The organism is Streptomyces piniterrae (assembly GCF_005048155.1).
GTDB lineage: Bacteria > Actinomycetota > Actinomycetes > Streptomycetales > Streptomycetaceae > Streptomyces > Streptomyces piniterrae.
This window is the reverse complement of record NZ_SUMB01000005.1, coordinates 253,309-272,280: the sequence shown is the minus strand read 5'-3', so window position 1 is coordinate 272,280 and position 18,972 is coordinate 253,309. Positions and strand designations below refer to the sequence as shown.

Here is an 18,972-nt window from a genome sequence, read left to right as displayed (position 1 = left end):
ATATCGGGGTTCCCTGAGGCGAATCTCAGGGATCTGCCAGGGTTTCCACGGATGCCGGGATTCCGTCGGCCTTGTCACCATGGCCTCATGAACGATGCAGCCCCCGCCGAGGAGTCGGCGCTCTCCGGCGGCGCCGGCCCCACCCCGCCGCAGACCACGCTGCGCCGCAGCCGGCGGCACAAGGTTGTTGCCGGGGTGTGCGGCGGGCTGGGCCGGCAGTGGGATCTCGACCCGGTCGTGTTCCGGATCGTGTTGGGTGTCCTGGCCGTGTCGGGTGGCCTCGGGCTCATCGTGTACGGCTTCGCCTGGCTCATGATTCCGCTGGAGGGCGAGGAGGAGAACGAGGGCCGCAGGTTGCTCTCCGGCCGTGTGGAGGGCTCCGCGCTGTCGGCTCTGCTGTTCTCTCTGGTCGGCTGTGCGCTGTTTCTGACGACGCTCGGCAAGGGCAGTGTGATGTCCTTCGCCATCATGCTGTCGCTGGCCGTGGCCGGTTCGGCCTATTGGTCGCGGCAGCGCCGGCAGGCGGAGTCGGAGGGCGTGGCGTCGATGGACGCCGCTACCGCGCAGGCCGTGGCGGATGCGCCGCCGGAGACCAAGGCGCCCCCGGCGCCCAACAGTCCGTCCTGGTGGCGGGATCCACGGTCGAAGGAGGCGTTCGCCGGTCTGGGCTATCTGTGGGGGCCGGAGAACGGTTCTCTCACCATCACCTACGAACCCCAGCACGGGGTGGGCGAGTCCGCCGGTTCCGGGGCGGGTGGCGCACGGTCCGTGGGGCGCCCGGGGGCGGGCGTGCCACGGTATGCGGAGCGTGCCCCGCGCCGGGCGGGCCGCCCGATCGGGGGGTGGACGTTCCTGCTGGCGTTGCTCGCCGGCGCCGGCACCGCTCTCGCCGTCTCCCGGCACGATGCTCTCGCGCCGTCCCTGCAGGCGGGGCTGGCCTGTGCGCTGGTCGTGTTCGGTCTGGGCCTGGTGCTCAGCGCCTGGCTGGGCCGGACGGGCGGCGGCACGGTCTTCATGGTGGTGCTGACCGCTGTTCTGCTGGCGGGCGCGACGGCGCTGCCCGACAACATCACCGCCGACTGGCGGCATCGCACCTGGTCCCCCGGCAGCGTTGCCGCCGTCCAGCGGCATTACGAACTCGGCTCCGGGGAAGGCAGCCTGGACTTGAGCGGGCTGCCTCTGAAGGGCGGCCGTACGGTCCGCACCAGCGCGGAGGTGGGCGCCGGGCGGCTGGAGGTGACGCTGCCTCGGGGTGTGACCGTTCATCTGTCCATCTCCCTGGGCGTCGGCGATATACGCCTGCCCGGTGAGGCGGCCGACGATGTCGACATTTCTGCCGGCGGTCAGCGGCGGACGGTCACGCTGCCCGCCGACGGCCTCAAGGAGGGCGAGAAACCGCGCGGTGTCCTGGACCTCGACCTGGAGGTCGGTGCGGGCCAGGTCGACGTCCGCCGCACCGCCCCCACGTCCGCCCCCGCGCCCGCACCGCCGGCGCTCCCGTCCCGTCAGGGAGGTTCCTCGTGATGCGCCACCGGTTCGAACCGGGCCGTCTGATCTCGGGCGGGACGGCGGTCGCCGTCGGCGCGGGCTACGGTCTCGACGCTCTCGGCGTCTGGCGGGCGCCCGGTCCGTGGCTGTTTCTCGCTGTTCCTGTGGGCCTGGTGCTCTCCGGCGTCACCGCCGCCATCTGGGCCACGACCCGCCGTCATCTCTCGCACAGTCATGAACCGGCGCAGCCTGACAAGACGGCCCGGCCGCCTGACAAGGCAGCCGGGCCTGACGAAGCGGGGCCGCCTGACGGAGCGGCACATCCGTCATGAGGCGGCCCACGTGGATTCCGCGGGACGGGCGGCGGCGCTCAGCCGAACAGCTTGGCCCCGTGCCGGTTGCGGCGGGTCTCCAGCGCCCTGTCCAGGGACAGCATCGGTGTTCCGGCGCATATGAGCGGGAGCCAGGCCATCAGGTAGGCGAGGTCGCTGCCGTAGTAGTACGGCTCGGTCGACCAGCTCACGGTGAGCCACAGCGTCAGCGAGATCAGTGCTCCGCCGAACGCCGCCAGCCGGCCCAGCAGCCCGACGAGGGTTCCGATGCCGACCGCGAGTTCGCCGATGGCGATGGCGTAGCCGAAGCCCACCGGGCTCTTCTGTGCCAGCTCCACCAGCTGCGGCAGCGCCGCCGAGTCGTGCACCTGGCGCATGACCTCGCCGAGCGACCCTGGGCCGCCGGCCGCCAGGAAGCGCGAGTCGGTCAGCTTGTCGAGTCCCGCGTAGAGGAAGGTGCCTCCCAGGAAGAGGCGCAGTGGGAGCAGCGCATACCGCGCGAGCTGTCCTCGCAGCCCGGCGCCGGCACCGTCGAGGCCGGTTCCCCCCAAATCGGTACCGATCGTACGATTCGCATGAACCATGACGTCCGCCTCTCCGTTGCCATCGGGCGCACTCGATTGTGCCTGCGACCGCGCCTCATGGGGAGAGATACGTACGCACGTGCGCGGCGCGTTCAGCCACCCGACGCACGTCAGAGGGCTGCCGCACACGAAGGGGAAACCCTGCGGGCGCCGGCCGGCCCCGCGTTGCCGGGCTCAGTCCTGTACGTCGATCGGATAGCCGCGGGTTTCGACGCCCGCCGCGGTGACGACGCTGACCTTCACCCGGCCCGGTTCGACATCGACCGGCACGGGCACGGTCAGGACCCCGTCCGTCGGGTTGGCGAATCCGCCCGCGACCGGGACCAGGGGGACGGGGACATGCACCGCGCCGATCCGTACGACGGTGCCGGCGAGCCGGTGCGGGGTTCCGGCGCCCGGCGGGACGAAGCCGGTGCCGCGGATCTCGATGTCGTCGCCGGTGCGGATCGGCGCGGCGAGATCACCCAGCTCCCGGGAGCGGACGACCGAGAGGATGACCGGCCGGCCGCCCTCCATCACCTTCCCGGAGAGATAGGTCGCTCCGGAGAGCGCCGCCAGGGCCACCAATCCCCAGGGAAGTCCGGGAAGTTGACCGGGGCGGTCGGCCAGCCGCACCAGCACCAGTCCCACCATGGCCGCGTTCACCAGCGCGTACTGGGCATCCGTGAAGCTGCCGCGCCCCGCGTCGTTCGCCAGCAGGTCGGCGGCCCGTGGGCGTTCGGCGGGGACCTTCTGCAGCCGTCCGGTCCGGATCCGTGCGGCGACCAGGCCGTACGCCAGCACCGCCACCCCGCATCCGATCGCCAGCATCGCGAGCAGGGCGACGGAGTGGGGGAGGTCGAGGCCGGCCAGGAGTCGGCGCCGCTCGTCGGGGCCGGGGGCGGCCGCCAGCCGGACGGCCGCCAGCAGCACCGCGTACAGCACCGCGGCGACCCAGCCGAGGGCGACCGCGCGTGAGGTGGACAGCCGCCCGTCCTCGCCGATCAGCGGCGCCAGCACGCCGCCCTGCGCGCGGTGCCGCCAGGCCGCCACCGTCAGGACGAGCGCGATCACGACGGCCGCGATCAGCCCCGCCGTACGGCCGACGGTCCAGCCCGACCCGATGGCGGTCAGCGCCTGCCCCAGCAGCAGCGCCACGACGGCGGCCCCTACCGCCAGCAGGGTGCGCCGGTGTACGGCCGCGAGCCAGGCGACCTTCTCGGCGACGCCGCGTTCGGCGAGCACCCGGGCGGACAGGGCGAGTTCGTCGGAGACCCACTGCCGGGAGGCGCCGGCGGAGTGCGCGAGTCCGGCCGGCACGCCGCGGCCGGCGGCGAAGTCCTCGCGCAGCGCGACAAACGCGGCGACCGCCTGTCGGTGCCCCTCACGGGTGCCGTGCGGGCACCGTCCGCACAGACACGCGCCGCCGTCGCCGCTCTCCGCGCCACCCCCTGACTCGCCCGTTCCGGCTACACTGCCCGCCGCTTCCACCGACACGTCCGCTACCGCCCCGCCGCCACTCGCGATCAACTTCTCTTCTTTGCAAGGGAATTGTGCCGCACGCACCCAGCCCGGCCGCCAAAAGTCCAGCTGATGAAGGGTGACTGTGATTTTCGCGGGTTGACACCGGGCTGTACGGCCCGCAATGCGCATATCCGTACGAGAGGAAGGCCCGTGGGCGCGCCGCTTCCCACGTTCGGGGGAACCGGCGGACGGCGAAGGCTGAGCCGCCTCCGCGCTGCGCAAGCTCTTCGGCGTGTGGAAAATACACCGAACACACGCAACACGCGGAACACTCAGAGCACAGAGAACGCTCGGAGAGCCCGGGAAGCGCGGGAAGCACCAGAAGCACGGAACGGGCAGGCCGCGCACACCACTCGGGGCGCGCGCCTCGCATGCCTCGGGTGCCTCGCACGCCTCTGGCACCCCACCTGCCATGGGCGCCTCGCGTGCCTCGTATGCCCCCCGCGCCTCCCCAGGGCCGTCCCCTCGGCTGCGTGCGGGCCTCGCTGCCGCCGCCGTTCTCCTGCTGGCCGGGGTGACGGCGGCTCTGGGCGGCCCGGCGCCGTCGGCGGCGGCCCACGGCCGGAGCGTCACGGGCGACAACTGCGCCTTCGCCGGGACGAGTCCGCCCGTCGACGTGCCGACCGGATTTCCCATGCCGCACGACTGGCACTTTCCGTGTACGTCGCCCACTCCCAAGCCCAAGCCGCCGCGCCCGCCCGCGCCGCCACCGCCCCCCACTCCCAAGTACCACCCCAAGCCCCCTCCTCCGCCACCACCGCCCCCTCCGCCACCGCCCGTGCGCAGCGTCCGGCCGACACCCCCGCCACCCCCGCCCCCGCCGTCACCGCGGCCCACCCCCAGCCCGCCGAAGCCCTCCCCCGTCGTCCCCCGCAACTACACGCCGGTGCACGGGAAACCGCGTGACGGGCGCTCCATGGTGACCAGAACCCTGCTGATCACCGCCCCGGCCGTGCTGGCCGGCGCCGCCCTCCGTCCCCGTTCGAGCTCCTCGTCCGGCAATTCCGGGCGCCGTTCCTCGTAGGAGGTCCTATGTCGCAATGGCTGGCACTCACCCTGGCCATGGCCGCTTCCTGCGGCGTCGTCCTGGCCATCACGGTCCTCAAACAGCGCCGGATCGGAGAGGACGACGATCCGTCCGAAACGCCCGATGTCATCGAGTACATGACGATGATGGTGGGGGTGGTGTACGCGATCGTCCTGGGACTCGCCATCGCCGGTGTCTGGGAGGCGCGGAGCGCCGCCGAGGACACCGTACGGACCGAGGCGCAGGCCCTGCACGAGGTCAGCGCGCGGGCCGCGGCGTACCCGGCGCCGGTGCGGGAACGTATCCGCGCGGACGTCGACGCCTACGTCAGCTATGTGGTGAAGAAGGAATGGAAGGTGATGGAAGACAAGGGAGAACTCCCGCAGCACGGGTCGGATCTGCTGGCGAAGGTCCGCGCCGACGTCACCAACTACCATCCGCGCAGTGATTTCGAGGGGCAGTCCTACCAGCCCCTCGTCGACCAGGTCGCGCTGGCCGACAGCGCCCGCTACGCCCGTAACGGCGCGGCCGGTTCGACGCTTCCCTCGATGGTCTGGTTCGGGCTGATCGCCGGCGGCGCCATCACCATCGGCGTCATCTTCACTCTGCAAATCCGGCGATCCGGGCGGGAGTTGCTGATGGCAGGCCTCTTCAGTGCGCTGATCGCCTTCCTGTTGTTCCTGGTGTGGGACTTCGACTCGCCCTTCAGCCGGGGGATCACCGCCAGCTTCGGGCCCTTCATCGACCTGTTCCCGCACGTATGAGCCGGGCCGCGGGAGACGTCGGATGACGCCGGCTGCGGGAGAGGTCAGGTGAGCGCAGCCCTGCGGGCCGGCCGGACGGGCCGAATGGCCGGACGTCCGGACCGGTCCGCAGGGCACCGAACCGCAGGCACCGACCCGCAGGCACCGCCCCGGAGCGCCCTCCCCCACCCGCCCCTACTCGAAGAGCTCGGGCTCGCTGCGCGCGATCTGCTGGTACAGCGGCTGGTAGTTGATCCACGCGACGAGGTCGTTGCCGAGCTGCTCGCGCGTGTGGACGGCGTTGTGGTGGTCGATGAGCACCGGCTTGCCGGCGGCCTTGGCTGCCAGCTGCACCTGGCAGGACCGCTCCATCGTGATGAACCACCAGGCGGCCGCGTCCACCGAGTCGCCGACCGTCAGCAGTCCGTGGTTCCGGAGGATCACGGCCTTGTGCGGCCCGAGCGCGGCCGCGATCCGCCGGCCCTCCTCCTCGTCCACGACGACGCCGGTGTAGGCGTCGTACAGCGCATGGGACTCGTAGAACGCGCAGACGTCCTGGGTGATCGGGTCCAGCAGCTCGCCGAGCGAGGACAGTGCCCTGCCGTACGTGGAGTGGCTGTGGGCCGCCGCGACGACGTCCGGGCGGGCCTGGTGGACCTGCGAATGGATCGCGAACGCCGCCTGGTTGACGTGGTAGCGGCCCTCGACGACCTTCCCCTCCCGGTTGACCAGGATCAGATCGCTCACCGTGATGTGCTTGAAGGACATCCCGAAGGGATTGACCCAGAAGCAGTCGGTGAACTCCGGGTCGCGTGCGGTGATGTGGCCCGCCACGCCCTCCTCGAAGCCCAGGCGCCCGAACAGGCGCAGCGCCACGGCCAGGCGCTCCTTGCGGTGGCGGCGCTCGTCCTCGACGGTGGTGTGCGTCGGCGGCATGGCGAACTGCAGCTGCTCGGTGGGTATGGGCGTCGGCTCGGGCATCGCGGCTCTCCTCCTGGCACGTACGGCATACGGCACACGCACTGCGCACAGCGCTCGGGGCGGAAGCTACCCTTCGGTACTGGAGGAGGCCAGGGCTGTGACGGCCGCGAATTGCGGCGGGCGGGCATTTCGATCCGCGGACCCGACCGGGCTCCCTGTGCCACGCCTCGACCCGTGCACCAGAAGGGACACATCATGAGGTCCATATCGGTCAGCAAGGACATCGGCGGCACGCCGCAGCAGATCTTCGCGGTCCTGCGGGACCCGGTCCGGCACGCCGAGCTGGACGGCTCGGGCATGCTGCGCGGCCGCCCCGACGGCCCGTCCCTGCTGGGCCCCGGCGACCGGTTCAGCATGGCGATGGCGCAGGGGCGGATCGCGTACCGGTCGGTGAATGTCGTGGTCGAGTACGAGCGGGACCGGCTGATCGCGTGGGAGACCTGGGGCGAGTTCCGCGGTCGGCGGTTCGTCGGCGGCCAGCGCTGGCGCTACGAACTGGCCGCTGCCGACGAGGCGGGGAGCACGCGGGTCACCCACACCTATGACTGGTCGCGCGCCCGCCTCCCGCGTCTGGTCATCGAACTCCCCGGCTATCCGCGGCGGATGGGCCCGGCGATGGCCACGACGCTGGAGCGCCTGGCGACGGCCGTACGGGTCTGAGCGGCCCGCCCCGGCCCGCGTCAGTCGCGGCCGTACCCGCTGAGCAGCTCCACGCCGCGCAGCAGCGCCGAGTGGTCGAGGGCGCCGTCGCCGCGGGCCACGGCGGAGGCGATGAGCTGGGCGGCTGCGGCGCCGATGGGGAGTGTCGCGCCGACGGTGCGGGCGGCGTCGGTGACGATCCCCATGTCCTTGTGGTGCAGCTCCAGCTTGAAGCCGGGGCGGTAGTCGCGGTTGAGGAAGTTGTCCTTCTTGCGGGTCAGGACGGTGGAGCCGGCGAGTCCGCCGCCCAGGACGTCGAGGGCGGCGGCGAGGTCGACGCCGGACTTCTCCAGGAAGACGACGGCTTCGGCGCAGGCCTGGATGTTGACGGCGACGATCAGCTGGTTGGCGGCCTTGACGGTCTGGCCCGAGCCGTGCGGCCCGCAGTGCACGACGGTTCTGCCGACCGCGTCGAGCACCGGCCGCGCGGCGTCGAAGTCGGCCCGGTCCCCGCCCACCATGATCGACAGTACGCCTTCGACGGCGCCGGCCTCACCGCCCGATACGGGGGCGTCCAGGACCCGGATGCCCTTGTCGCCCGCGGCCTTGGCGAGGTCGATGGAGGTCTGCGGGGTGATCGAGGAGTGGTCGATGAGGAGGGTGCCGGGGCGGGCGTTCGCCAGGATGCCGTCGGGGCCGTACGCGACGGCTTCGACCTGCGGAGATGCGGGGACCATGGTGAGGACGACATCGGCGTCCCGGACCGCCTCCGCGATCGAGGCGGCCTCCGTGCCGCCGGCGGCGACCAGCGCGTCCGCCCGGCCGGGGCTGCGGTTCCAGCCGCGCACGGCGTGGCCGGCCTTGGCGAGGTTCACGGCCATGGGGCTGCCCATGATGCCTAGGCCGATGAAGGCGATGGTGGTCATTGGGGGCGCCCCACTTCTTCCGCGCAACGGAACTACGATGCCGCTATACGAAATCCATCATGTGGGGGTGGAGCACGGGCGTCAACGTCAGAGCTCGTCGATGGCGGTCAGGTCGATGTCGATGTCGAAGGGGGCGGAGAGTTTGAGCCGGCTGTGGAAAGTGCCCATTGATTCGTAGGTGTGCGAGATCTTGTCGAGCTCGAATACGTGGACAAGCGGGAGTTCGTCAGCACTGGTCATCTCGACCCGCCAGAAGAAGGGGATCCCCGCTTTGGCGTACTTGTGCGGCTTAGTGTCGGTGTCGCGGGACACAGAGTCCGGCGACACTACCTCGATCGCGAGCAGTACGTCTCTGACCTGGAAGTAGGTCTGTTCCCGGCTCCTCACCGACGCGGCGCGCACCACCAACACGTCCGGCTCCGGGGCGTTGTGCCTGTCAATCACGACGGTCATCTCACGCATCACCTTTTGCCCAGGCGGCACGGTGCGCCGTAGGCCGTTCACCAGCAGGTCGATCGCCATGCTGTGAAAGATCCGCTGCGGACTCACAAAAACCAGACTCCCGTCGATCAACTCCGTATGCGGCGGGAGGTCGGGCAGCGTCAGCAGGTCGTCCACGGTGTAACCGTCCTGCGGCGGCACCGGCCAGTGGTGCGCGATCTCAGCGGTCATAAGTCCTCCCATGGACGGGATTCTGGGCCGTATCGACAGCGTACCGAGCACAAACGACAACGCCGCCACCCAAACGAATGAGCGGCGGCGTCGGCGTCGGAGACGGGGTGGGATCACTCCCACTCGATCGTCCCCGGCGGCTTGCTGGTGACGTCCAGGACGACGCGGTTCACGTCCGGGACCTCGTTGGTGATGCGGGTGGAGATCCGGGCCAGCACCTCGTACGGCATCCGGGTCCAGTCCGCGGTCATCGCGTCCTCGGAGGAGACCGGGCGCAGCACGATCGGGTGGCCGTAGGTGCGGCCGTCGCCCTGGACGCCGACGGAGCGGACGTCGGCCAGGAGGACGACCGGGCACTGCCAGATCTCGCGGTCCAGGCCGGCCGCGGTGAGCTCCTCGCGGGCGATGGCGTCGGCCTCGCGGAGCAGGTCGAGGCGGTCCTTGGTGACCTCGCCGACGATGCGGATGCCGAGGCCGGGGCCGGGGAACGGCTGGCGGTGGACGATCTCGTCGGGCAGGCCGAGCTCGGCGCCGACCATCCGGACCTCGTCCTTGAACAGCTGCCGCAGCGGCTCGACGAGCTCGAACTCGATGTCGTCGGGGAGTCCGCCCACGTTGTGGTGCGACTTGATGTTGGCGGTGCCGGTGCCGCCGCCGGACTCGACGATGTCGGGGTAGAGGGTGCCCTGGACCAGGAACGCCACTTCCTCGCCCTCGGCGCCGGCCTCGGCGACCAGTTCGGCCTGGGCCTGCTCGAAGACGCGGATGAACTCGCGGCCGATGATCTTGCGCTTCTGCTCGGGCTCGGAGACCCCGGCGAGGGCGTTCAGGAAGCGCTCCTCCGCCTCGACGACCTTCAGCTGGACGCCGGTGGCCGCCACGAAGTCCTTCTCGACCTGCTCGGACTCGCCCTTGCGCATCAGGCCGTGGTCGACGTAGACGCAGGTCAGCTGGTCGCCGATGGCCTTCTGGACGAGGGCGGCGGCGACCGCGGAGTCCACGCCGCCGGACAGGCCGCAGATCGCGCGCTTGGTGCCGACCTGCTCGCGGATCGCGGCGACCTGCTCCTCGATGATGTTCCCCATCGTCCAGCTGGGCTGGATGCCGGCGCCGCGGTAGAGGAAGTGCTCCAGGACCTGCTGGCCGTGCGTGGAGTGCAGGACCTCGGGGTGGTACTGGACGCCGTAGAGCTTCTTCTCGTCGTTCTCGAAGGCGGCGACCGGGACCACGTCCGTGGACGCGGTGACGGTGAAGCCCTCGGGGGCGGCGGAGCAGGCGTCGCCGTGCGACATCCAGACGGACTGCTCGGCGGGGGTGCCCTCGAAGAGCGTCGAGCCGGGCCTGGAGACGGTCAGCGGGGTGCGGCCGTACTCGCGGGCGCCGGTGTTGTCGACGGTGCCGCCGAGGGTGGTGGCCATGAGCTGGAAGCCGTAGCACATGCCGAAGACCGGGACGCCGGCCTCGAAGAGGGCGCGGTCGAGGCGGGGGGCGCGGTCGGCGTAGACCGACGAGGGACCGCCGGAGAGGATGATCGCCTTCGGGTTCTTGGCGAGCATCTCGGCCACCGGCATGGTGGACGGCACGATCTCGCTGTAGACCCGGGCCTCGCGGACGCGGCGGGCGATGAGCTGGGCGTACTGAGCGCCGAAGTCGACTACGAGGACGACGTCCGGGGCGGCGGCGGGGGGTCCTGATGACACTTCGGCGGCCTTCCGGCGGTGGAACAGAGGGGTTGGACTTTCGATTCTAACGGGCTCATACTGAGCCTCATGTCCCAGCAGCTGACCTTCGTCTTTACCTATGGCACCGGCCCATCCGGCTGCCATGGTCATGCTGCTTGATCGACTGACAAGCGACTTCCCCAGGCGCCCCGGGCCGACAAGGTCCGGGGCGCCTGTCGTTCGTCCGGGACCGGCCATCGGCTCCGGGGTCACAACCCCAGGAGACACGGATATGAGCACCGAGACCACGACCACAGTCCCCACCGCCCCCGTCCCGGAGGCGGCCGGCGTGATCGCCGACGCGCGGAGCCGGATCGACGATCTCGACGGCCGGATCATCGGTCTCGTCCAGGAACGGATGGCCGTCTCGGCCGTCATCCAGCGCGAGCGGATCGCCTCCGGCGGCCGGCGGGTGAACCTCTCCCGCGAGATGGAGATCCTGGCCCACTACAGGGACCAGCTGGGCAAGCCGGGCACCGCGCTGGCGATGACCCTGCTGGAGCTTTCCCGGGGCCGGATCTGAGCCACGGCGGAAGCCGCGAAAGGCCGCGGCGCGGCGGGAATCGGGGCGTTCGGGGCCGGGACGCCGCCGGATCTGAGTTCGGTTGCCGACTCACCCGTACGGCGCGTGACCGGCCGCGGAGAGGCTTCGTTGATCCCGGTGCCACGCCAGCCAGGCGCGGCCTGCAGGACTACGCGTAGACGCCGCCCCACGGGCGGACAGCCGGAGCGATGAGACGCCGGCCGCTTGCCGCGGTCCGCGTCGTGGGACCTCGTTCCGGTGCACGTGGCCGGTCAGCAGGGGACAGCAGCCCGGTCACATCCGATGGGGTGGTCGGTCCTGGGGACGCCCGGGACCGACCGCATCCCGTCGAAACGGTTGCGCCGGATGAGGCGCATCCAGGACGATGCTTGACGAACCGCTTGCCGCGCACGGCATGGACTTCGCACTGTCATTGGTCCACACCACAGCGCACCCCGCACCATCGAGCACCACCCCTGAACCAGCGGCGCTACCCCCCAGCGCCGCCCCTCGGTGCCGGCGCTGCCCTGACGTCGGCACCGAAAGCCAAGGGCCCCGTGGCCGTCCGCAACCCCCCTCCGTGGACGGTCCGGGGCCCTTCGCTGTGCGTGGGGCGTGGGACTGCCGTGCGGTGGCTGTGCGATGCCTGTGGGGCGCCCATGAGTTGCCTGTGCGGCGGCTGTGGGATGTGACCGGCATCACAAGGTGTTTTCCCGTTCAACCGAACAACCTTTTTCGGCCATGACTGGTCTTGTACCTGCAATCGCACGGCCATACCGCGCCCCACCGCGACGGCCCGCTATCAACTTGTGCCGCCCTGCGGCATTTTGGACCCCGAGAGGTCTTCTCGATGAAGCTTCGCCGTGCCCTGACGGCCGTCGCCGCGACGGCCGTCATAGCCCCCGCCGCCCTGATGGCGGCCCCCGCCGCGTATGCGACCGACCCGCAGACCGAGTCCAGCGCGAGCGCCGAGCCGACGACCGCCCCCGACGGGGAGCAGACCGGCGGCACCACGGCGCCGTCCGAGACGCCCGCCGGTGACGGGACCGCTCCGGACGAGAACACCGACGCCGGCACGGAGGGCGGGACCGACGCCGGGACCGACGCGGGCGCCGGGACCGGTGGCGAGACCGGTGGTGACACCACGCCGGGCGGCCCCGCCTCCCCCAGTGGCGACACCAAGCCCACCGCGCCTGCCGAGCCGACCGCCAAGCCGACCGAGCCCGGCGACCCGTCGGACGACGAGGACTGCAAGGTCGACGCGGCCGACATCAAGGTCACCGTCGGCAACCTGCCGTCCAAGCTCGTCGCCGGGGGTTCCTGGTCCCAGTTCACCGTGAAGCTGGCCAACACCACCGACAGGACGCTGGACGAGGTCTACCCGGTCATCTACGCGGTGCCGCTGGAGGACTTCGACCACCCGAAGACCCAGCTCGACCTGGAGTACCAGAACCCGGACACCGGCGAGTGGACCTCGTTCGACGAGTGGACCGACGGCGAGTACTTCGGCTGGTTCCAGCTCGACGCGCGCCAGACCGCCGAGCTCACGCTGCGGATCCGCGCCGACAAGGGCGCCAAGCCCGGTGACGGCTTCGCGCTGGTCGCGGGCGACTACAGCAACAAGGACGGCTCCTGCGGCTGGTCCGAGGAGCAGTGGTACGACTTCACGATCCTGCCCGCCAGCAGCAAGCCGGGCAAGATCCCGCCGGCCAAGCCCGGCAAGCCCGGCAACAAGCCGGGTACGCACGGCGGCGCGAAGCCGGTCGACAACGCCAAGCCGAAGGACGGCCTGGGCAAGCTGCCGGTGACCGGCAACCTCGCCGAGACCGGTGCGTCGTCCGCGCTGCCGGTCATCGGCATGGTGGGCGGTATCGCCATGGCCGTGGGCGCGGGCGCGATCTTCGTCGTGCGCCGGCGGAAGACGGACGGCGCGGCCGCCGCGTAATCCGTCAGCGGCAACTACGGCGAGGGGCCGCACCGTTTCCCGGTGCGGCCCCTCGTTCCGTATGCCCTGTCAGACCACGGACTTCTTCGGCGGCACCGGCGGGACCTCCAGGAACGGCAGGTTCAGCGCGCCGAACGCCTTCGGGGGGACGGCCGGGCGGACCGGCGCCACCGGTGCCAGCCGCCGGTAGGCCGCGCCCGGCGCCGGGCGGGGGTCCTGCTCGCCCTTGTTCGGCCACAGGGACATCGCGCGCTCGGCCTGCGCGGTGATCGTCAGGGACGGGTTGACGCCGAGGTTGGCGGAGACCGCGGCGCCGTCCACGACGGAGATGCCGGGGTGGCCGTAGAGACGGTGGTAGGGGTCGATGACGCCGGAGTCCGCGGAGTCGCCGATCGGGCAGCCGCCCAGGAAGTGCGCGGTGAGCGGGGTGCCCATCAGCTCGCCGACGTTGGAGCCGGCGAAGCCGTTGATCTCCTCGGCCAGCAGCGTCGCCGCCCGGGTCGCCTCGGGGATCTGGGTGGGGTTCGGGGCGCCGTGTCCCTGGCGCGCGGTGAGCAGGCCCTTGCCGAGGCCCGTCGGCTTCCGGTACGTCGTCAGGGAGTTGTCGAGGGACTGCATGACCAGCCCGATGATGGTCCGCTCCGACCAGCGGCGGTTGGACAGGGAGCGGAGCGCGAGCCAGGGGTGGCGGACCAGGTTGCCCAGCCAGCCCGCGACGCGGCCGGCGGGGCGGTAGGGCACCTGGAGGATCGTCAGGCCGCCCATGGAGTTGGAGCCCTTGCCGTAGCGGACCGGTTCGATGTGGGTGTTCTCGTCGGGGTGGATCGACGACGTGATCGCCACGCCCTTGGTGAAGTCGACCTTCGACCGGCCGTGCCGCCGCCGGTAGCGGCGGTTGTCGGTCTGCGCGCCCACCAGCGCCTCGGAGTTGGTGCGGGTCAGCGCGCCGAGACGGCCGGAGATGCCCGGCAGCAGGCCGCTGTCCTTCATGCGGTGCAGGAGGGTCTGTGTGCCGTACGTACCGGCCGCGACGACGACGCGGCGGGCCGTGAACGTGCGGCCCTCGCCCTTCTTCTTGTTGTCCGTGGGCAGCGTCCGGACGGCGAAGCCGCCCCGCGAGTCCTCGGTGAGCGCGACGACCGAAGTCATCGGGTGGATGACGGCCCCGGCCTTCTCGGCGAGGTGCAGGTAGTTCTCGTTGAGGGTGTTCTTGGCGCCGTGGCGGCAGCCCGTCATGCACTCGCCGCACTCGGTGCACGCCTTGCGGGAGGGGCCCGCACCGCCGAAGTAGGGGTCCGCGACCTCGCCGCCCGGCGACGCCTTAGGCCCCTCGGCGTCCTCCCCGCCGACGGCGTCCTGGCCGTCCCCGAAGAACACCCCCACCGGGGCCATATGGAAGGAGTCGCCGACGCCCATGGCCTCCGCGGTCGCCTTCAGATGCACGTCGGACGGGGTCATGGTCGGGTTGAGCCGCACCCCCAGCATCCGCTGGGCCTGGTCGTAGTACGGCTTCAACTCCTCCTGCCAGTCGGTGATGTCCTTCCACTGCGGGTCGTCGAAGAACGGTTTCGGCGGTACGTAGAGGGTGTTGGCGTAGTTCAGCGAACCGCCGCCGACCCCGGCGCCCGCCAGGACCATCACCTTGCCGAGGAGGTGGATGCGCTGGATGCCGTAGCAGCCGAGGGCCGGGGCCCAGAGGTAGTTGCGGAGGTCCCAGGAGTTCTTGGGGAGCGTCTCGCGGGTGAAGCGCCGTCCGGCTTCGAGGACGCCGACGCGGTATCCCTTCTCGGTCAGCCGCAGGGCGGACACGGAGCCGCCGAAGCCCGAGCCGATGACGATCACGTCGTAGTCGTAGCCGTTTTGGACAGAGTTCTCCTGGGGCACTGGCCCTCCCTGCTGATCTTTACCGGAGTGGCGCCCGTGGCTGGGCTGCCACTGGCACCTCAGCGCAACCGGAACGCCTTCATCGCGCGCAGGCTGCGGGTCATGAACTGTGCGTACTTCTCGTCCGTCAGCCCGAAGGACGGCGCGAGCGGCATCAGCCGCTGGTGGGCGACGGTCTGTGCCTCGGTGTACTTGAGGATGCCCTCGGAGCCGTGCCGGCGGCCGAGGCCCGAGTCGCCCATGCCGCCCATGGGTGACTGCACGCTGCCGTAGCCGGCGGCGTAGGACTCGTTGACGTTCGCGGTGCCGGTGCGCAGCCGGGCGGCGACCGCGCGGCCGCGGCGGCCGTCCTTGGTCCAGACGCTGGAATTCAGGCCGTAGGGCGTGGCGTTGGCGAGCGCCACCGCCTCGTCCTCGTCGCTGAAGCGGTAGACGGAGACGACCGGCCCGAAGGTCTCCTCGCCGCAGACGGCCATCGGTGCGTGGACGCCGTCGAGGATGGTCGGCTCGTAGAAGAGGGGGCCGATGTCCGGGCGGGGGCGGCCGCCGGCGACGAGCGTGGCGCCCTTCTCCACGGCCTCCTCGACATGCCGGGTGACGGTCTCCAGCTGGCGCTCGCCGACCAGGGAGCCCATGTCGGCGCCGTAGGCGAGGGCGTTGCCGAGCCGCATCGCCTTCGTACGGGCGGCGAACCGCCGGAGGAAGTCGTCGGCGATGGACTCGTGGACGTAGAGCCGCTCGATGGAGATGCACAGCTGGCCGGCGGAGGAGAAGCAGCCGCGGACCGCGCCGGCGGCGGCCTTCTCCACGTCGGCGTCGTGCAGCACCAGCATGGCGTTCTTGCCGCCGAGTTCGAGGGAGACGCCGACCAGGCGGGCGGCGGCGCCCTGGGCGACCTCGCGGCCCGTACGGGTCGAGCCGGTGAAGGAGACGTAGTCGGCGTGGTGGACGACGGCCGGGCCGACGACCGGGCCCTCGCCGATCACCACCTGCCAGACGTCCTCCGGCAGTCCGGCCTCGATCAGCTGCTCACGGGCCCACAGCGCGGTCAGCGCGGTCTCCGTGTCGGGCTTCATGACGACGGCGTTGCCGGCGACGAAGGCCGGCAGGGCGTCGCCGACGGAGAGTTCGAGGGGGTAGTTCCAGGGGGCTATCTGTCCGACGACGCCGCGCGGGTGGCGGTGTTCGGTGACCTTGGTGAGGGTCGGTACGACGCCGGTGTGGCCCTTGGGCCTGAGGTAGGCGGGGGCCTTGCGGCCGTAGTGGCGGGCGCATACGGCGACCGCCTGCACCTCCTCGTGCGCGTGCAGCCGGGCCTTGCCGGTCTCCAGCTGGATCAGGTCGAGCACCTCGGCCTGGCGGCGCAGCACCAGGTCGTGGAAGCGGAGCAGGACGGCGGCGCGCTGCCTGACCGGGACCCTGGCCCAGCGTTCCTGGGCGGCGCGGGCCCGCTCGAAGGCGGTGGCGACGTCCTCGGGGGTGGACTCCGGCAGGTCCGCCAGCTTCTCCCCGGTGAACGGGGTGTGGTTGGCCGTCCGGCCGGTGCCGACCACGCCGCGGGTGAGGCGGGCGGCGAGCTCGGGGGTGACGACGTCGGCTGCGGTACGGGCGGTGGCCGGGGCCGCGGCGACCGGGTTGCCCTCGATGGGGGCGGCGGCCTCGGCGGGCGCCGTCGCTTCGGCAGCCTCAGCGGCGGCGGTGTCGGCGGCGGTGGAGGAGGCAGTCGTTGCGGTGTCCTGCGAGTCCGTCATGCGGGCGAGCGTATTCCTCCCCGCGGGCTTTGTGTACCCGGCAGTAACAGGTTTTCACGCGGTACCCACAATCACGCCAGCGATTGCTGGCCGCAAGCGCTGTGACCAGCGGGATCGCGGCCGGAAACGAAGACCCGGCACCAGGACTCAAGTCGGCAACGATCAGACGTTCGAGCACGGGGCGGGCCCATCGGACCGGCGGGTGCGCCGGCCGGCGGATCAACCGGTCAGCTGGAAGGCGTCGACCGCGGTGTCCAGATGCCGCTTGGCCTCGTCGCGCGAACCGACCGGGGCCGAGATCCAGACGTCCATCATCTTGCCGCCCTCGTTCCAGCTGAGGTCGTAGGTGTACCGCGACCCGCCGTCCGTGGCACTGCCGTCCCAGACGAACTCCCAGAGCCCGGCCTGGTACCCGTTGTGGGTGGTCTCGGTGACCCGCCCCTGGCGGTAGCCGCGGTAGTCGGCCGGGCCCTCGGCGTCCGCGGTGCGCATCGCGCCGATCGGCCCCTCCGGCACCTGCTTCTGGAGCTGGACGCCGATCCGGAACCGCTTGCCCTGGGAGTAGTAGTAGACCCGGTCGTTCTCGTAGGAGCGCGTGAAGCCTTCCGGTACGGCGAGCGCGAAACCGACCGGGTCGCGCACGATGCGGTAGCCGGCCGGGGCCTTGGCGGTGATGCCCACGGTGGGCTCCGAGGGGACCGTGACGCTGGGGCGGGGGGTTTCGGACGCGGAGCCGGAGGCCGGCGCGGTACGCCCGTGGGAGGCCTGCTGGGTGCGGCCGATGGTGTCCTTGGGGTCGTCGCCGTTCCCGTTCAGCAGGAGGGCCGTGAGGCCCGCGCCGGCGCCGCCGATCACCACCACCGCCAGTGCGACCAGCAGGGCGGCCCGGGCACGCCTTGTGGGCGGGCGGACCGCGGCGGCCAGCGCCCGGTCGTCGAGCGCGTCGGGGATCGGGACACCGGGGAGGCGCCCTGCGGGCGGGCCCACCGGGTGTCCGGGGCCCGGCCCGGGGGGCGTGGGCCCGTGGAAGCCCTGGAAGGGGTGCGGGTCGGGCGGGGTGGCGCGCGGTGTGCTGCCGGGCAGCGGACGGCCGTCGGCCTGCTCCTCGGCCGGCGGGTGCTCGCCGGGGCGGACGCCGTCGGCGCCGTCGTGGAGCGGGGCGTGGGAGCCGGGTCCCGACGGGCCGGGGCCGACCGGGCCGCCCAGGGCACGGGGCCCCGGTCCTCCCGGGCCGCCCGCCACGGCCGCCGCGGCGGCTCCCTGACCGGCCCCGCCGTGCTGCCCCCACAGGCCGCCCGCGCCGCCCGCACCGCCGGATCCGCCGGCCCCGCGCTCGGGCGCCCGCCCGGAGTGCAGATAGCCGCGCAGCAGCCGCTCGGTCTCGGCGATGTCCAGCCGTCGCTGCGGCAGGCGCTCCAGCAGGCCCTGGACGACGGCGCGCAACGGGCGGGCCGCCTCGGGGATGTCGATCTCGTCGTACACGACGGCGTGCAGCACACCGCCCAGGGAGTCCCGGCGGAACGGCGATTCACCGTTGAGCGCGGCGCACAGCAGCACCCCGAGCGACCACAGGTCCGCCTCCGGGCCTGTGCCGCGGCCCTCCATCCGCTCGGGCGCGGTGTATTCGGGCGAGCCGACGAATCCGCCGGGCTCGCTCACCGTGGTGACGCCCGGGACCTGGGCGATGCCGAAGTCGGTGAGCACGACCCGGCCGGTGCCGGCCTCGATGAGGACGTTGGCGGGCTTGAGGTCGCGGTGCAGCACCCCGCGGGTGTGCGCGGCCCGCAGCGCGCCCAGCAGCGCGAGGCCGATCCGGGCGGCCTCGCGGGGCGCGACGGGGCCGCCGCTGTAGAGCCGGTCGGCCAGCGACTTGCCCTCGACCAGCTCCATCACGATCCACGGCTGGCCGTCCTGCTCGACGACGTCGTGCATCACGATCACATTGGGGTGCTTGATCTGGGCCACCGTCCGCGCCTCGCGGATCGCCCGGTCGCGCTGCTGCCGCGCCTCGGGCTCGGCCGTCCCCTCGTCCAAGTGCAGCTCCTTGACCGCGACTTGGCGGCCCAGAAGTTCGTCGGTGGCCTGCCAGACCGTACCCATGCCACCGCGGCCCAGCCGTATGCCCAGGCGGTACCGCCCACCGATCAGTCGGCCCTCGCCCCCGAAGATGCCCATGGGGCCATCTTGCCGCACGGCCGCCGCGCGGCGGGGGGCGGCTCCCCATGCTCCGGCCGCCGCCCGGGAGCACGCCGC

Annotated in this window: 14 protein-coding genes; 5 read left to right on the top strand and 9 right to left on the bottom strand. The window is 71.9% G+C overall.

Translation table 11 applies throughout. From position 1 onward, the window contains the following. The first annotated feature begins 87 nt into the window (after positions 1 to 87). The gene (locus FCH28_RS17545; RefSeq protein ID WP_136740979.1) at positions 88 to 1,524 is read left to right on the top strand and encodes a PspC domain-containing protein; all 1,437 of its coding nucleotides are present in this window, start codon (positions 88 to 90) and stop codon (positions 1,522 to 1,524) included. A 334-nt stretch (positions 1,525 to 1,858) separates the two neighbouring features. Here FCH28_RS17545 and FCH28_RS17535 read toward each other — a convergent pair whose 3' ends face one another. After that, entirely contained in the window at positions 1,859 to 2,404 is a 546-nt protein-coding gene (locus tag FCH28_RS17535; protein WP_136740978.1) for a DoxX family protein, read from the bottom strand. 174 nt (positions 2,405 to 2,578) lie between these two features. Beyond that, complete coding sequence (locus tag FCH28_RS17530) at positions 2,579 to 3,910, bottom strand: hypothetical protein (protein WP_425471957.1); 1,332 nt, start codon at positions 3,908 to 3,910, stop codon at positions 2,579 to 2,581. Positions 3,911 to 4,939: 1,029 nt separating this feature from the next. Between FCH28_RS17530 and FCH28_RS17520 the strand changes: the two genes are divergently transcribed. Further along, positions 4,940 to 5,698, top strand: a complete 759-nt coding sequence (locus FCH28_RS17520) for a bestrophin-like domain (RefSeq protein ID WP_136740976.1) — start codon at positions 4,940 to 4,942, stop codon at positions 5,696 to 5,698. A 174-nt stretch (positions 5,699 to 5,872) separates the two neighbouring features. On the opposite strand, the gene FCH28_RS17515 is transcribed toward FCH28_RS17520, so the two are convergent. Further along, positions 5,873 to 6,658: a class II aldolase/adducin family protein gene (locus tag FCH28_RS17515; protein ID WP_136740975.1), complete on the bottom strand. Its 786-nt coding sequence runs from the start codon at positions 6,656 to 6,658 to the stop codon at positions 5,873 to 5,875. Between the two features lie 195 nt (positions 6,659 to 6,853). Here FCH28_RS17515 and FCH28_RS17510 point away from each other — a divergent pair, with 195 nt between their 5' ends. Further along, complete coding sequence (locus tag FCH28_RS17510) at positions 6,854 to 7,318, top strand: SRPBCC family protein (protein WP_136740974.1); 465 nt, start codon at positions 6,854 to 6,856, stop codon at positions 7,316 to 7,318. A 20-nt stretch (positions 7,319 to 7,338) separates the two neighbouring features. On the opposite strand, the gene FCH28_RS17505 is transcribed toward FCH28_RS17510, so the two are convergent. The 3 genes from FCH28_RS17505 to guaA all read right to left on the bottom strand — a co-directional run bounded on the left by FCH28_RS17505 (position 7,339) and on the right by guaA (position 10,595). Further along, a complete protein-coding gene (locus FCH28_RS17505) occupies positions 7,339 to 8,223 on the bottom strand; it encodes a 2-hydroxy-3-oxopropionate reductase (protein ID WP_136740973.1) in 885 nt (294 codons plus the stop codon). 87 nt (positions 8,224 to 8,310) lie between these two features. Continuing rightward, positions 8,311 to 8,895 (bottom strand): Uma2 family endonuclease, encoded by a 585-nt coding sequence (locus tag FCH28_RS17500; protein WP_246102940.1) that lies wholly within the window; start codon positions 8,893 to 8,895, stop codon positions 8,311 to 8,313. 113 nt (positions 8,896 to 9,008) lie between these two features. After that, positions 9,009 to 10,595: a glutamine-hydrolyzing GMP synthase gene (gene guaA / locus FCH28_RS17495; protein WP_136740971.1), complete on the bottom strand. Its 1,587-nt coding sequence runs from the start codon at positions 10,593 to 10,595 to the stop codon at positions 9,009 to 9,011. A 253-nt stretch (positions 10,596 to 10,848) separates the two neighbouring features. On the opposite strand from guaA, the gene FCH28_RS17490 reads away from it, so the two are divergent. Continuing rightward, on the top strand, positions 10,849 to 11,139 hold the full coding sequence (locus tag FCH28_RS17490; RefSeq protein ID WP_136740970.1) for a chorismate mutase: 291 nt from the start codon (positions 10,849 to 10,851) through the stop codon (positions 11,137 to 11,139). 850 nt (positions 11,140 to 11,989) lie between these two features. Then, positions 11,990 to 13,084: an LAETG motif-containing sortase-dependent surface protein gene (locus FCH28_RS17485; RefSeq protein WP_136740969.1), complete on the top strand. Its 1,095-nt coding sequence runs from the start codon at positions 11,990 to 11,992 to the stop codon at positions 13,082 to 13,084. Between the two features lie 69 nt (positions 13,085 to 13,153). On the opposite strand, the gene FCH28_RS17480 is transcribed toward FCH28_RS17485, so the two are convergent. From FCH28_RS17480 to FCH28_RS17470, 3 genes are all read right to left on the bottom strand, one after another. Next, positions 13,154 to 14,968: a GMC oxidoreductase gene (locus tag FCH28_RS17480; RefSeq protein ID WP_136740968.1), complete on the bottom strand. Its 1,815-nt coding sequence runs from the start codon at positions 14,966 to 14,968 to the stop codon at positions 13,154 to 13,156. A gap of 59 nt (positions 14,969 to 15,027) precedes the next feature. Next, complete coding sequence (locus FCH28_RS17475) at positions 15,028 to 16,719, bottom strand: succinic semialdehyde dehydrogenase (protein ID WP_187363855.1); 1,692 nt, start codon at positions 16,717 to 16,719, stop codon at positions 15,028 to 15,030. 219 nt (positions 16,720 to 16,938) lie between these two features. Next, positions 16,939 to 18,894, bottom strand: coding sequence for a serine/threonine-protein kinase (locus FCH28_RS17470; protein WP_136740967.1), 1,956 nt, complete (start codon positions 18,892 to 18,894; stop codon positions 16,939 to 16,941). Positions 18,895 to 18,972 lie beyond the last annotated feature (78 nt).

Bases quoted from the DNA above. Each gene is read 5' to 3' on its own strand.
- FCH28_RS17475 (WP_187363855.1), bottom strand. From the start codon at position 16,719: ATGACGGACTCGCAGGACACCGCAACGACTGCCTCCTCCACCGCCGCC.
- FCH28_RS17505 (WP_136740973.1), bottom strand. From the start codon at position 8,223: ATGACCACCATCGCCTTCATCGGCCTAGGCATCATGGGCAGCCCCATG.
- FCH28_RS17520 (WP_136740976.1), top strand. From the start codon at position 4,940: ATGTCGCAATGGCTGGCACTCACCCTGGCCATGGCCGCTTCCTGCGGC.
- FCH28_RS17470 (WP_136740967.1), bottom strand. From the start codon at position 18,894: ATGGGCATCTTCGGGGGCGAGGGCCGACTGATCGGTGGGCGGTACCGC.
- FCH28_RS17490 (WP_136740970.1), top strand. From the start codon at position 10,849: ATGAGCACCGAGACCACGACCACAGTCCCCACCGCCCCCGTCCCGGAG.
- FCH28_RS17545 (WP_136740979.1), top strand. From the start codon at position 88: ATGAACGATGCAGCCCCCGCCGAGGAGTCGGCGCTCTCCGGCGGCGCC.
- FCH28_RS17510 (WP_136740974.1), top strand. From the start codon at position 6,854: ATGAGGTCCATATCGGTCAGCAAGGACATCGGCGGCACGCCGCAGCAG.
- FCH28_RS17535 (WP_136740978.1), bottom strand. From the start codon at position 2,404: ATGGTTCATGCGAATCGTACGATCGGTACCGATTTGGGGGGAACCGGC.
- FCH28_RS17500 (WP_246102940.1), bottom strand. From the start codon at position 8,895: ATGACCGCTGAGATCGCGCACCACTGGCCGGTGCCGCCGCAGGACGGT.
- FCH28_RS17485 (WP_136740969.1), top strand. From the start codon at position 11,990: ATGAAGCTTCGCCGTGCCCTGACGGCCGTCGCCGCGACGGCCGTCATA.
- FCH28_RS17515 (WP_136740975.1), bottom strand. From the start codon at position 6,658: ATGCCCGAGCCGACGCCCATACCCACCGAGCAGCTGCAGTTCGCCATG.